Genomic DNA, 13,802 nt, shown 5'->3' with positions numbered 1-13,802 from the left:
GAGCGCCTCGGCGAACAGCGCGGGGCGGTTGTACGTCACGAGAACGGCGATCACGCGCTCGCTCATCGCGCACTCACCCCCTGCTCCGGCACCCGCACGAGCCTACCGATATCGGGTTGCGCCCCCTCGCGGCTCCGGGCGCGCTCCCCGCCCACCCCGAACAACGAATCTCACGGAGATTCGGCCCCCTCGTCACATGGGAAGAAGCATCCACGGGCGGAAACGCGCGGATCTCCGTGAAATCCGTTGTCGGCGAGCCCGGCCGGGAGGCGGGCAGGGCGGGCAAGCGGGCCGGTCCGGGCGCGCTCCCCGCCCACCCCGAACAACGGATCTCACGGAGATTCGGCCCCTTCGTCACATGGGAAGAAGCATCCACGGGCGGAAACGCGCGGATCTCCGTGAAATCCGTTGTCGGCGAGCCCGGCCGGGAGGCGGGCAGGGCGGAGCGGAGCGGGGCGGGGCGGGGCGGGGCGGCAGGACGGGGCGGGGCGGGGCGGGGCGGTCAGGCGCCGGCCGCCGAGCCGAACCGTGCCGCGAGCTGGCCGTCGACGAGGGTGAGCGCCGAGCCGATCGCCATGTGCATGTCGAGGTACTGGTAGGTGCCGAGGCGCCCGCCGAACCACACGTCCGGCTCGGCCGACGCGCGCGCGCGGTATTCGAGCAGCCGCGCGCGGTCCTCCGGCGTGTTGACCGGGTAGTACGGCTCGTCGCCGCGCCGCGCGAACCGCGAGAACTCCCGCGCGATGATCGTCGCGTCGCCGGCGACGGATGCCGCGCGCTCGGGGTGGAAGTGCTTGAACTCGACGATGCGGGTGTACGGCACGTCCGCATCCGCGTAGTTCATCACCGAGGTGCCCTGGAAGTCGCCCACCGGGAGCGTCTCGCGCTCGAAGTCGAGGGTGCGCCAGCCCAGCTCGCCGAGCTCCCAGCCGAAGTACTCGTCGACGGGTCCGGTGTAGACCACCGGCACCCGGCCGACGACCGCGGAGCGCGCCGCGGGGCCCGATCCGAAGAAGTCCTCGCCGAGCCGCACCTCGATGCGCGGATGGTCGGCCATCCGCTCCAGCCAGGCCGTGTAGCCGTCGACCGGGAGACCCTGGTGCGTGTCGGAGAAGTACCGGTTGTCGTAGGAGAAGCGCACCGGCAGCCGGCCGATGACGCTGCCGGGCAGCAGCGCGGCATCCGTCTGCCACTGCTTCGCCGTGTAGTCCCGGATGAACGCCTCGTAGAGCGGACGTCCGATCGACGCGATCGCCTTCGCCTCGAGCGAGTCCGCGGCGCCCGGCGCCCCCGGCACGCCCGCGGCGCCCGGCGCCCCCGGCACGCCCGCGGCGCCCGGCGCCCCCGGCACACCCGCGGCGCCCGGCGCCCCCACAGCACCCGGCACGCTCACAACGCCTGCAGCACCCGCAGCGCCCTCGGCCGCCTGCGCCGCGACGAGCGCGCGAGCGGATGCCGGCGAGTGCGCGGACCGGAAGAACTGGTTGATCGTGCCCAGGTTGATCGGCAGCGGGAACACCTCGCCGCGGTGCGTCGTGTAGACCCGGTGCTCGTACGGCGTGAACGCCGTGAAGCGGGTGACGAAGTCCCAGACGCGTTCGTTGGAGGTGTGGAACAGGTGGGCGCCGTAGCGGTGCACCTCGATGCCCGTCGCCGGGTCGACCTCGCTGTACGCGTTGCCGCCGATGTGCTCGCGGCGGTCGATGACGAGCACCCGCAGCCCGAAGCGCTCGGCGGCGCGCTCGGCGACGGTGAGGCCGAAGAGGCCCGCGCCGACGACGACGAGATCGGTCATCGGGCGTGCCGGCGCACGTCGACGACCTGGCCGGTGAGGTCGCGCACGAGGGTGTCGAGCGCCGCGAGCGCCACCGCCTCCGCGGTGAGCAGCGAGCCCTCCGGCTCGTCGCCGAACGCGTTCACGCGCATGGGCGTCTTGGTGCGCTCCGGGTTGATGACGTTGACCCGCACGCCGAGCTCCGACCACTCCTCGGCGAGCGACTGAGTGAGGTTCACGGTCGCGGCCTTCGTCGCCGAGTACACGCCGTAGAGCGCCCGTCCCCGCGTGTACGAGCTCGACGTGAACAGCAGCAGCTGACCGCGGGTCTCGGTCAGGTACGGCAGCGCCTCCTGGGCGATGTTGATCGGGCCGAGCAGGTTGATCGCGACGCTCTTCTCGATGGCGGCCTGCTCCGCGTCGGCGAGCGACCCGATCTCGAGGATGCCGGCGCAGTTGACGACGTAGTCGATGCGGCCCGCCTGCGCGTACGCCTCCTTGAGCGCGGCGGCCACATCGGCGCGGTTCTCCACGTGCGTGCCGGTGAGCGAGCGGCTGAACGGGAACACGACGGCGCCGAAGCGCTCGGCCGCCTCGACGATCGACGCGCCGATGCCCTCGCTGCCGCCGAGCACGACGATCGTCTTGTCGGCGAGCCGGTCGGCGCGCTCGGCCGGGTCGGCATCCGCTGCCTCGGCGGTGGTCAGCTGGAACAGCTTGTCGGCGATGAACAGGTCGATCGGCGTCGTGACCTTCATGTTCTCGTCGCTGCCCTCGACGACCGCGATCGGCACGTCGGGGGTGTAGCGCAGCACGACCGTGCAGTCGTCGGTGGCCTGGAAGCCGGGATCGAGATCGGCCTTCGCGTACGCGCCGCGGATGACGCTCGTGAGAAAGCCCTGCGGCGTCTGACCGCGACGGAGCTGGGCACGCGGCGGCACGTCGACGATGTGCGCGTCTGGTCCGCCGACGGTGATGATCGTGTCCGCGCTCGGGATCGCCACGTCGACCGCGCCGAACGTGTCGAGCGCCACGACGCAGTCGCGGAGGATGCGGTGGTCGATGAACGGGCGCACCGCGTCGTGGAACAGCACCTTCACGTCCTCGGCGGGCAATCGCTCGAGCGCGAGCTTCGTCGTGTCGTTGCGCGAGGCGCCGCCCGGGAAGACTCCCGTGAGCTTGGGCCAGCGTCCGGCATCGATGTACGCCTGGGCGACGTCGAGGTGGTTGGGCTCCATCATGACGATGATCTCGTCGACGTCGGGGCTCGACGCGACCGCCTCGAGGGTGTGCTCGATGATCGGCTTGCCCGCGATCCGGGCGAGCTGCTTGGGCATGCCGAGACCGGCCCGCACGCCGACGCCGCCCGCGAGGATGACGACGACGGTTCTCAGGCGATCGGCGGTGGTCGGCATGGTGCTCCTGCGGTCGACGTGGGCCGGAAACGGCCCGCCCGATCCTATCCGCCCGGGCCGTTACTCGCCCTGCGGCACGGGGTCTGTCGTCAGGTGCGGGGCGATGTCGCGCGGGTCGAGGGTGCCCGCGAGCACCTCCGCGACCTGCGAGACGATCGGCATCTCGACGCCCTTCGCGAGCGCGAGCTCGAGGATCGGCGCGACGCTCGACAGGCCCTCCGCCGTCTGGCTCATCTGCTTGACGACCTCGGAGAACGTGTAGCCCTGGCCGAGCAGGCGGCCCGCGGTGTTGTTGCGGCTGAGCTTCGACTCGCTCGTCGCGATGAGGTCGCCGAGCCCCGCGAGGCCGGCGAGCGTCTCGGGCCGGCCGCCGAACGCGACCGCGAAGTCGGTCATCTCCGCGAGACCGCGGGTGAGGATCGAGGCCTTCGTGTTCTCGCCGTAGCCGACGCCGTCGACGATGCCGATCGCGACGGCGATGAGGTTCTTCAGCACACCGCCGAACTCGGTGCCGACGACATCCGTGTTCACGAACGCGCGGAAGTAGCGGTTCGTGACGGTCATGCCGACGGTGCGCGCCGTGTCGCGGCTCTCACTCGAGATGACGGCGGCGGTGGGCTGCTCCTGCGCAATCTCCAGCGCGAGGTTCGGACCGGATGCGACGGCGACCCGCGACGGATCGCACCGCAGCTCCTGCAGGATCACCTCGCTCATCCGGAACCGCGTGCCCTTCTCGACGCCCTTCATGAGGGAGACGACGAGCGAGTCGGCGGGGATGAGCTCGCGCACGATCGCGAGGTTGCCGCGCAGCGACTGGCTCGGCACCGACAGGTACACCTGCTCGGCGCCGTCGAGCACCTCGGGCAGCCTCTCGGACGCCCAGATCGAGCGCGGCAGGTTGATGCCGGGCAGGTAGTCGCTGTTGCGCTTCGACTCGGAGATCTCGCGCGCCACCTCGGGACGCCGCGCCCAGACGGAGACGGATGCCCCCGCATCCGCGAGGATCTTGGCGAACGTCGTGCCCCACGACCCGGCGCCGAGCACCGCGACGCGACGCGCGGGCTTCGGTGCGTCGGTCATCCGTCCATTCTGACGCACCCCCCGCCGCCCGCCCCTCCCGTATGCCCGTGTGAGGACGTTCTGCGCGTGTGAGGACGGCCCGGGCCGTCCTCACACGCGCAGAACGTCCTCACACGGGCATCGAGGGTGGGAACGCCCGCGCGGTCAGGTTCCGAACCATTGCATCGGATCGGGGCACAGTTTTGCGAGATGCTCGAGGTCCGATGGCGATTCCTCGTTATTCGAAGTAAGCAACGCCCATGTCGAATAAAACTTGCCCGAACGGGCAGTCTGCTCGTATGACGTGAGGGATGGCACCTCCGCCACCGTGAGTCCCGCTGTGTGCAGGCAGTCCCAGCTCTGCTGCTCGCGCTCCCAAGCCCGTTTCAAGACCGCGTCGGTCAGGTCCGTGGGCGCCGTCGCCTCATTTCCGCCCGATTCGGCGAGGCAATCGTTGTAGTCATCTTGGTAGGACTGCATTTCGGCGTCAGGGATAGGGTCGACGTTAGAAACGCCAGCATCGCTGCCGACCGACACATTCCACCCTTTGTCGGTCATGCAATTCCCAGTCGCCTCCGCGATGAGTTGAGATCGACTGGGTCGAAGCGCGTAGGCGGGCATCGTTGGGACTGGGGCCGGTGTGTCCTCGGCCCCGAGTTCGGCTGATGTGGCTGTGCACCCAGCGAGCATGGTTGCAGCGGCGAACAGTGCAAGGACTGCCTTGCTGCACGACGGGCTAGACACCTGTGCTCGCGCAACCTACCACTGTCGAATAGAAGGCGTACGCCGGCGTCCCCGAGTAGCTGGACGTTCGATAGCCATGCGACCAACTCGTCTTCGTTCCAAGGCCAGTAAAGTTGGTGGTGAAGTTCCCGCCGGTTGTCGCGTGCACGTGGGCGGTCTGGCTACCGCTGGCGGCGCCCGCGAGCGGGTCCAGTGAGGTAGAGATGTATACCTGGTTCCCCAACGGACACGTCTTCGAACCTGAATAGGTCGCCGCCATTGCCGGACCGGCCACCGCTGCAACGGGGCCGAGGGCGAGCGTCGCCCCAGCGAGAACGAAAGTCATGCGCTCCATATACGGTCCGAACTCTTGGTCGTAACAGGACCCGAGTCGGCCCGGCTAAGTTGATGATAGCCCACTGCGCGTGTCGTGCAACTCCAATTCGGCCCTGGATTATGCTCTTTGGATGGCGCCCTGGGGGCTGAGGCAGGATCGAGCACGCGTCGCGATGCCGCGTCCGCGTTTCTGGGTCGCGTGGGCGCTTGTGGTCGTCGTGGCCATCGCCGCGACGTGGTGGGCATGCCTGATAGCACTCGCGCCGCCGCAGAGCGGTCCACCGGTGCCGTCGCGCACGGTGGTGACGGTCTCGAACGCGACGATCGGGCGGACATTGTCGGTCGGCGTCACGATGTCGCAGCCCGTTGTTCCGGAGACCACCAACTTGCTGGCCGGCGTCGTGACCATGGTGGCGTCGGAGCGGCAGCTGGCTGAGGGGAACGCAGCGTACGCCGTCGCAGGGGTGCCAGTCGTCGTGGTGCGAGGGCGGGCGCCGTTCTTCCGAGACCTGTCGATTGGATCCCAGGGCGAGGACGTCGCGATCCTGCAACGAGCACTCAAGCGGCTCGACTACTTCGACGGCGCAGACGACGCGAAGTTTGGCACTCACACCCGTGACGCCGTGAAAGCGATGCAACGCGCGAGCGGCCAACCAGTGGACGGAGTGGTGCATCTTGGCCAGCTCGTGGCCCTGCCGACCCTTCCCGTGCCACTCAGACTCGGTTCGGCCATCCGCCTAGGTGCGCTTCTCTCGGGAGGGGAGGACGGGGTGCTCGGCGCTACCGGCGATCGATCGTTTTACACTACGCTCTCGCCGGATCGATTCGCGCAGATCCCTACCGATGCTCCATTCCTAGTGCACTACGAGGGCGACACGTGGACCGCTGTGGCCCGCAACACGTCACTCGATGACAACCAGAACGTCACCATTCAGCTATCGGGCGCCGACGGCGGCGCAGTGTGCGGTGACCGCTGCTCGGACTTGCCCAACGACGAGAAGTTCACGCTGCGCGGCGAAGCGGTGATCGCCCCATCCGTATCGGGCCCCGCCGTCGCGGCAGCGGGGATCCGCACCGACTCGGCCGGATCCGCCTACGTTCTCCTTGCGTCCGGAGAGAAGAAGTCAATAACGGTCCGTGCGTCGCAAGGCGGGATCGCTGTGGTGGACGGGGTGAAGGCGGGTGAAAAGGTCGTTCTGCCGGAGGGGGCCACTACTCAACTCGCACCCGTCGCGCCGAGTCCATCGGTCAGCCCGCCGTGATCCGAGTCGCTGACCTCGCGTTTCGTTACCGGCCGGACTCCGACGAGCTCTTCAACGGCCTTACCTACACGTTCCAACCGGGACTGCTCACCGCGGTCACAGGGGCATCTGGTCGTGGCAAAAGCACGCTCCTCTACGTGCTGGGGCTGATGCTGAGCCCTTCGGGCGGCACTGTGATCGTCGACGGCGTCGACACACGTGGCCTCTCAGACGCCCATAAGAGCGATCTTCGCGCCCGTCGGATCGGATTCGTCTTCCAAGACTCCGCGTTGGATCCGACGCGGACACTTCTCGAATCCGTGATCGAGCCGGCACTCTACGCTGGCCGGACCCGTCGTGACGCGATATCACCTGCGCGCGTACTGCTGAATCGGATGGGTGTTGAACATCGCATCGATCAGCGTCCGGGACAGATCTCGGGTGGACAGGCGCAGCGAGTCGCGCTATGCCGGGCCCTGATCAACGAACCCGCGATGCTGCTCGCCGACGAACCGACAGGAAACCTTGACAGAGTCTCGGCCGAGGGAGTGATCTCCGTGTTGCGTGAGGCGAGCCGGAACGCGAGCGTGATCATCGCGACCCACGATCCATTCGTCCTCGAGCACGTGGACGAGGTTCTCGCGCTATGAGACCGAGTGAACTGATACGCGAATCAGTGGTTGCTGCGTGGCGGCGAAGGACGCCCACCGTCATGATCGCGCTGCTCGTCGCCGCGGCGTGCGCAACCACGATCCTCACGGTGGGACGCGCTACAGCTGCGGAAGCACAGCTGGAGTCTCGCCTCGACTCTGCCGGCGCCCGCTTGATCAACGTGCAAGATGTCTCGGGCGACAACCTCATCCAGTCCGGCACTATCACGATACTTGACGGCTTCAGTACCGTCGAAAGGACGTTTGCCCTCTCACTTCCAGTCGATGCGGAAACCGGCGCCCAAGGGGCGGGTGGAACCAGAATTCCCGTCTGGGAGATGCGGGGCACGATTACGGATGCTGTCGCCCTGACGCGCGGTCGCTTGCCCGGTCAGGGCGAGGCAATCATCTCCGCCACAGCGGCTAGGGCCGCCGGGCTCGATGCGCCTGTGGGCATCGTCACCGCAGGCACCAACATTTGGGCGGTCGTCGGGTTTTACGTGGCGCGAGCGCCCTTCGGTGATCTGGATACGGGTATCGTCGCCCCTGCCAACCCCGTGTCGTCGACCCCGCAACTCTACCTCGTGGCCCGATCTTCCGCCGACGTGCAGGCGGCCGCCAACGATGTGCGATCGGTCATCGCGCCTGTCGAAAGCAATGAATTGGCATTCACTGTCCCGAGCACGCTCGCAGAGTTGCAGGCGTCCCTCGGTGCTGACCTGGGTGGTCTCGGTCACGCGCTTTTGCTGCTCATTCTCGCGGCCGGGTCGTTGCTCGTGGCAATCGTCGTCTTCGCCGACACGCTCGTGCGCCGCACAGACCTCGGGCGCCGGCGTGCTCTCGGCATGCCGCGCAACACGCTTGTGGCGTTCATCCTGATACGCACTGCGAGCAGCGCCACTGGTGGCTCAATTCTCGGTTGCATTACGGGAGTCGTCCTCCTGCTGCCGAGCGGAGCATTCCCGCCTCTGCCCTTCGTTCTTGCAACCGGGGCACTCGCGGCGATCGTCGCCCCGACCGCAGCGCTGTTTCCTGCCGCAGCAGCCGCACTGAGGGACCCGGTCACCGTTCTGCGAACACCGTGACCACCGAGTCGCGCTGACCGAGAAGGCGACGTCTAGGCCGCGGCGATCGGAGCGCGTGTGCCCGCCGACGTGTGAGGACGTTCTGCGCGTGTGAGGACGGCCCGGGCCGTCCTCACACGCGCAGAACGTCCTCACACGGGTGTCGAGCCGTGCGCTACGGGGCCGGGGCGGGGCCGGGCGGCGGGTCAGGGGTCGATGCGGCCGATCTCGCTCTGGCCGTGCGCGGCGGGGTCCCAGCGCTCGACCGGTGCGGCCTCGCCGCGCAGCCCCGCCAGCAAGGCCGCGATCGAGGCCATGAGCAGGTCGGTCCCGGCGCGGAGCGCGGCCTGGTCGACCGGGCCGTCGCGCCACGGCGACAGGTCCACGGGATCGCCGAACACGATGCGCACCCGGCGCCGCGGCGGCCAGAGCCTCGGCCGGCCGTACGTCGGCAGGATCTCCTGGTCGCCCCAGTGCACCGCCGGGACGAGGGGGATGCCGGCCTCGAGAGCGATGCGCACCGCACCGGTCTTGCCGCGCATCGGCCAGAGCGCCGGATCCCTCGTGAGCGAGCCCTCGGGGTACACGATGACGGACCCGCCGCGCCGGGCGATCTCGCGCGCGGCCCGCACGGGGTCGGGGCCCCGACCGCCCCCGGCGCGCGCGACCGGCACCTGGCTCGTGGCGCGCATCAGCGCGCCGAGCACGGGCACCCGGAACAGCGACTCCTTCGCGAGGAAGTGCGGCGGCCGGCCGATGTCCCACAGCGCGAGGCCCATCGTGACCGGGTCGAGGTTCGTGGTGTGGTTGGGCGCGAGCACGAACGCGCCCCCGGCCGGCACGTTCGCCGCCCCCGCGACCTCCTGGCGCATGAGCACCCGCAGCGTCGGCACGAGCAGCACCGCGAGCGTGTACCAGGCCGCGTTCGTCTCAGCGCGCCGAGCACGCCGGGCGCGACCTCGGTCCGACCCGCGCCGAGGCTCGGGCGTCGACGCGCGGGCTCGCTGCGCTCGCACGCCGCGCCGCGCCATCAGCTCTCGACGGTGAAATCGGCGCCGAGGGCCTCCAGCTTCTCGCCGAAGTGCTCGTAGCCGCGGCTGATGATGCCGACGTTCGAGATCGTCGAGCGCCCGCGCGCCGCGAGCGCCGCGATGAGGTAGCTGAAGCCGCCGCGCAGGTCGGGCACGACGACATCCGCTCCGTGCAGCGGCGTCGGGCCGGTGATGACCGCGGCCTGCTCGAGCGGACGACGCGGCACGCGCCGCGTGATCGACTCGAGGCCGTCCTTGTGCACGACGATGTCGGCGCCCATGTCCACGAGCGCGCTCGTGAACCCGAACCGGTTCTCGTACACCGTCTCGTGCACGACCGACACGCCCTCGGCCTGCGTGAGGGCGATGATGAGCGGCTGCTGCCAGTCCGTCATGAAGCCGGGATGCACATCCGTCTCGACCTGCACGGGCTTCAGGGCGCCGCCCGGATGCCAGAACCGGATGCCGTCCTCGCGCACGTCGAACGCGCCGCCGGCCTTGCGGAACACGTTGAGGAACGTCATGAGCTCCTGCTGCTTCGCGCCCGCGACGAAGATGTCGCCCCGGGTCGCGAGCGCGGCGCTCGCCCAGCTCGCGGCCTCGTTGCGGTCGAAGAGCGCCCGGTGCGTGTAGCCGTGCAGCTTCTCGACGCCCTCGATGAAGATCGTGCGGTTCGGCTCCATCCAGATGATGGCGCCCATCTTCTGGAGGATCGCGACGAGGTCCATGATCTCCGGCTCGATGGCCGCGTTCTTCAGCTCGGTGACGCCCTCGGCGAGCACGGCCGTGAGCAGCACCTGCTCGGTCGCGCCGACGCTCGGGTACGGCAGGTCGATGAACGCGCCCTTGAGCCCGTTCGGGGCCGTGAGGCGGAAGCCCTCGTAGCTCTTGTCGACGATCGCGCCGAACGCGCGCAGCGCATCCATGTGGAAGTCGATCGGGCGGTCGCCGATGCGGCAGCCGCCGAGGTCGGGGATGAGCGCCTCGCCGAGCCGGTGCAGCAGCGGCCCGCAGAACAGGATCGGGATGCGGCTCGAGCCCGCGAGAGCGTCGATCTGGGCGAAGTGGGCCCGCTCGACGTTCGCCGGATCGAGGATGAGCGTGCCCGGCTCCGGGCTCGCCACCGAGACGCCGTAGGCCTCGAGCATGCCGGTGACGACCTTGACGTCGCTGATGTCGGGCACGTCGAGCAGGGTGGACGGGGTGTCGGCGAGCAGCGCCGCGACCATCGCCTTGGTGGCGAGGTTCTTCGCCCCGCGCACGTCGACGCGGCCGCGCAGCGGCTTACCTCCGTCGATGACGAGCTTGTCGAACGTCAGTCCGACCCGCTGTCCGGCCCGGTGAGCGTCGGTGACGAGTGGAGCAGCCATGGGATCCTTCTTGCTGTTTCACGGGGGTGGACTGACGCAGCGCGGTCAGCGTACGGGCAGCGTCCTCGGCCGCCAGGATTCCCGCCGGGCCTCGAACGCGGTGATCGCGTCCTCGTTCCGGAGGGTGAGCCCGATGTCGTCCAGTCCTTCGAGCAGACGCCATCTCACGTAATCATCGATCTCGAAGGTCACGGTGAGGTCCGCGACACTCACAGTGCGCGCAACCAGGTCGACGGATGCGGATATTCCCGGGTTCGCGTCGAGCGCGTCCCAGATGCGCACCACATCCGTCTCCGGCACCTGCGCGGTGAGCAGACCCTGCTTGCCGGAGTTGCCGCGGAAGATGTCGCCGAACCGGCTCGAGATCACCGCCCGGATGCCGAAGTCGCGCAGCGCCCACACGGCGTGCTCGCGACTCGAGCCGGTGCCGAAGTCGGGGCCGGCGACCAGAATGCGGGCGCCCTGGTAGACGGGCTGGTTGAGCACGAAGTCGTCGTGCTGGCGCCAGCGGTAGAACAGGGCGTCGTCGAAGCCCGTCTTGGTGACGCGCTTGAGGAACTCGGCGGGGATGATCTGGTCGGTGTCGACCGCGCTGCGCTTGAGCGGCGCCGCGATGCCCGAGATGACGCTGATCGGTTCCATCAGTTCTCCGCTCCCTGAGCCTGCCGAGGGGTCTCGCCGCGCGAGCCGACGAGCGCATCGACGGGCTCGGCGGGCGACGGGTCGTTCTCCAGGTCCCACGGGCTCGAGAGCGTGCCGCGGATGGCGGTGGCGGCCGCGACGAGCGGCGACACCAGGTGCGTGCGTCCGCCCTTGCCCTGCCGGCCCTCGAAGTTGCGGTTCGACGTCGACGCGCAGCGCTCCCCGGGAGCGAGCTGATCGGGGTTCATGCCGAGGCACATCGAGCAGCCCGCGAAGCGCCACTCGGCGCCGAACTCGGTCACGATCCGGTCGATGCCCTCGGCCTCGGCCTCGAGGCGCACGCGGGCCGAGCCCGGCACGACCATGACGCGCACGCCATCCGCCTTCTTGCGCCCCTCGATGATCGATGCGAAGGCGCGCAGGTCCTCGATGCGGCTGTTCGTGCACGAGCCCATGAAGACCGCGTCGACCGCGATCTCCTTGAGCGGGGTGCCGGCGGCGAGGTCCATGTACTCGAGGGCGCGCTGCGCGGCCGCGCGCTCGTTGGCATCCTCGAGCTGAGCCGGATCCGGCACGCGCTCGCTCAGCGAGACGCCCTGGCCGGGGTTCGTGCCCCACGTGACGAACGGCTCGAGCGCGTTGGCGTCGATGAACACCTCGGCGTCGAACACGGCGTCGTCGTCGGTCGCGAGGGTGTCCCAGTAGGCGACCGCGTCATCCCAGTCCTGCCCCTCGGGCGCGTGCGCGCGGCCCCGCAGGTAGTCGTAGGTGGTCTGGTCGGGCGCGACCATGCCGGCGCGGGCGCCCGCCTCGATCGACATGTTGCAGATCGTCATCCGGCCGTCCATCGACAGCGAACGGATGGCGCTGCCGCGGTACTCGAGCACGTAGCCCTGGCCGCCGTTCGTGCCGATCTCGGCGATGACCTTGAGGATGATGTCCTTCGCGGTCACGCCCGGGCGCAGCTCCCCCTCGACGGTGATCGCCATCGTCTTGAACGGATTGAGCGGCAGGGTCTGCGTGGCGAGCACGTGCTCGACCTCGCTCGTGCCGATGCCGAACGCCATGGCGCCGAACGCGCCGTGGGTCGAGGTGTGCGAGTCGCCGCAGACGACCGTGATGCCCGGCATCGTGAGGCCCAGCTGGGGGCCGACGACGTGCACGATGCCCTGCTCCTTGTCGCCGAGCGAGTGCAGGCGCACGCCGAAGTCGGCGGCGTTGTCGCGCAGCGTCTGGATCTGCAGCCGGCTCGTCGGGTCGGCGATCGGCCGGTCGATCGCGAGCGTCGGGGTGTTGTGGTCCTCGGTCGCGATCGTCAGGTCGAGCCGGCGCACCGGCCGGCCCGCCTGCCGGAGGCCGTCGAAGGCCTGCGGGCTCGTCACCTCGTGCACGAGATGGAGGTCGATGTAGATGAGGTCGGGTGACCCGTTCTCCCCGCGGACGACGACGTGGTCGTCCCATACCTTTTCAGCGAGCGTGCGCCCGGTCATTGCGTCTCCTTAGCGTCAGATCCAGCCCACGACAGACACCGCGACGGGGAGGCCTGGGAGATCAGAACCCGTCGCGGCGACTAAGGAGGAGCCGGGCACGCAGCATGGATCGAGGGTAGCACCCGGGCGCCGTGCGGGAGCGTGCGCGCGGACGGGCGTCTTCGCACCCGAGTGGTCCCCGTGAGGATCGGGGAACCGTGCCGTCGCGTGTCACAGCCGAGCCGGGCGCGTCGTCTCAGAGGGCATGACGAACTCAGAACAGACCTCGGTGCTGGTCACCGGAGGCAACAAGGGACTCGGCTTCGAAACCGCCCGGCGGCTGGGCGCCGAGGGCTGGACGATCTTCCTCGGCTCACGAGACCGCGGTCGGGGCCAGGCGGCCGTCGACGACCTCGTCGAGAGGGGCGTGAACGCGATCCTGGTTCCGCTGGACGTCACCTCGGACGAGTCGGTGACCGCGGCCGTGCAGCGCGTTCGCGTGCACACCGATCGGCTCGACGTGGTGATCAACAACGCCGGAGCTCCGGGAAATAGCGTGGCGCCGGCGGACGCGACCGCCGCCGAGATCCACTCCGTCTACGAGACCAATGTGTACGGCCCCGTCCGGGTCACCCACGCGTTCCTGCCCCTGCTGCAGGCCGCGGACAATCCGCGGGTGGTGATGGTGACCAGCGCCGGCGGCTCGTTCGCGGTGGTGACCGATTCGGATCAGCCGGTCTCGAAGCTGCACGAGCTCGCCTACAGCTCGTCGAAAGCGGCGCTCAACATGATCACGGTCCGGTACGCGCAGGCGCTTCCGGCGATCAAGTTCAACGTCGCCACGCCCGGTGAGGTCGCCAACCGTACGTTCGCCGCCACCGACATGAACAACAACACCGGGGCGCTGACGGTGACCGAGGGCACCGACTCGATCGTCAGGCTCGCAACGATCGGCCCCGAGGGCCCGAGCGGGATCTTCATCGATCGCCTCGGCTCGGTGGCGTGGTAGCCGGGGAGACGTCGCGCCG

12 protein-coding genes are annotated in these 13,802 nt (G+C 69.3%); 4 read left to right on the top strand and 8 right to left on the bottom strand.

The window, feature by feature from the left end; translation table 11 throughout:
- Positions 1–502: 502 nt before the first annotated feature.
- The 4 genes from QT381_RS11950 to QT381_RS11935 all read right to left on the bottom strand — a co-directional run bounded on the left by QT381_RS11950 (position 503) and on the right by QT381_RS11935 (position 4,806).
- Positions 503–1,795: a UDP-galactopyranose/dTDP-fucopyranose mutase family protein gene (locus QT381_RS11950; RefSeq protein ID WP_289249202.1), complete on the bottom strand. Its 1,293-nt coding sequence runs from the start codon at positions 1,793–1,795 to the stop codon at positions 503–505.
- Positions 1,792–3,189 carry a bifunctional cytidylyltransferase/SDR family oxidoreductase gene (locus QT381_RS11945; protein WP_289249201.1) on the bottom strand — a complete coding sequence of 466 codons (1,398 nt, stop codon included), beginning with the start codon at positions 3,187–3,189 and terminating at the stop codon, positions 1,792–1,794. The genes QT381_RS11950 and QT381_RS11945 overlap by 4 nt, the downstream gene beginning before the upstream one ends.
- Positions 3,190–3,249: 60 nt before the next feature.
- The gene (locus tag QT381_RS11940; RefSeq protein ID WP_289249200.1) at positions 3,250–4,269 is read right to left on the bottom strand and encodes an NAD(P)H-dependent glycerol-3-phosphate dehydrogenase; all 1,020 of its coding nucleotides are present in this window, start codon (positions 4,267–4,269) and stop codon (positions 3,250–3,252) included.
- Positions 4,270–4,413: 144 nt separating this feature from the next.
- Complete coding sequence (locus QT381_RS11935) at positions 4,414–4,806, bottom strand: hypothetical protein (RefSeq protein ID WP_289249199.1); 393 nt, start codon at positions 4,804–4,806, stop codon at positions 4,414–4,416.
- Positions 4,807–5,438: 632 nt separating this feature from the next.
- Here QT381_RS11935 and QT381_RS11930 point away from each other — a divergent pair.
- The 3 genes from QT381_RS11930 (at position 5,439) to QT381_RS11920 (ending at position 8,283) form a co-directional block, all read left to right on the top strand.
- Entirely contained in the window at positions 5,439–6,569 is a 1,131-nt protein-coding gene (locus tag QT381_RS11930) for a peptidoglycan-binding domain-containing protein (RefSeq protein ID WP_289249198.1), read from the top strand.
- A complete protein-coding gene (locus QT381_RS11925; protein WP_289249197.1) occupies positions 6,566–7,198 on the top strand; it encodes an ABC transporter ATP-binding protein in 633 nt (210 codons plus the stop codon). The genes QT381_RS11930 and QT381_RS11925 overlap by 4 nt, the downstream gene beginning before the upstream one ends.
- A 62-nt stretch (positions 7,199–7,260) precedes the next feature.
- Positions 7,261–8,283: an FtsX-like permease family protein gene (locus QT381_RS11920; RefSeq protein WP_289249196.1), complete on the top strand. Its 1,023-nt coding sequence runs from the start codon at positions 7,261–7,263 to the stop codon at positions 8,281–8,283.
- A 185-nt stretch (positions 8,284–8,468) separates the two neighbouring features.
- Here the strand turns inward: QT381_RS11920 and QT381_RS11915 are convergent, their stop codons facing one another.
- From QT381_RS11915 to leuC, 4 genes are all read right to left on the bottom strand, one after another.
- Positions 8,469–9,164, bottom strand: a complete 696-nt coding sequence (locus tag QT381_RS11915) for a lysophospholipid acyltransferase family protein (protein WP_353889775.1) — start codon at positions 9,162–9,164, stop codon at positions 8,469–8,471.
- A 128-nt stretch (positions 9,165–9,292) separates the two neighbouring features.
- Positions 9,293–10,663 carry a UDP-N-acetylglucosamine 1-carboxyvinyltransferase gene (gene murA, locus QT381_RS11910; protein WP_289249194.1) on the bottom strand — a complete coding sequence of 457 codons (1,371 nt, stop codon included), beginning with the start codon at positions 10,661–10,663 and terminating at the stop codon, positions 9,293–9,295.
- Positions 10,664–10,708: 45 nt separating this feature from the next.
- The gene (leuD, locus tag QT381_RS11905) at positions 10,709–11,305 is read right to left on the bottom strand and encodes a 3-isopropylmalate dehydratase small subunit (RefSeq protein ID WP_289249193.1); all 597 of its coding nucleotides are present in this window, start codon (positions 11,303–11,305) and stop codon (positions 10,709–10,711) included.
- Entirely contained in the window at positions 11,305–12,795 is a 1,491-nt protein-coding gene (gene leuC / locus QT381_RS11900; RefSeq protein WP_289249191.1) for a 3-isopropylmalate dehydratase large subunit, read from the bottom strand. The genes leuD and leuC overlap by 1 nt, the downstream gene beginning before the upstream one ends.
- Before the next feature lie 244 nt (positions 12,796–13,039).
- Between leuC and QT381_RS11895 the strand changes: the two genes are divergently transcribed.
- On the top strand, positions 13,040–13,783 hold the full coding sequence (locus QT381_RS11895; protein WP_289249190.1) for an SDR family NAD(P)-dependent oxidoreductase: 744 nt from the start codon (positions 13,040–13,042) through the stop codon (positions 13,781–13,783).
- Positions 13,784–13,802: the final 19 nt, after the last annotated feature.

The organism is Galbitalea sp. SE-J8 (assembly GCF_030345695.1).
Lineage (GTDB): Bacteria > Actinomycetota > Actinomycetes > Actinomycetales > Microbacteriaceae > JAUASV01.
The sequence above is the reverse complement of the archived record's forward strand: the minus strand, read 5'-3'. Positions and strand labels throughout refer to the sequence as shown.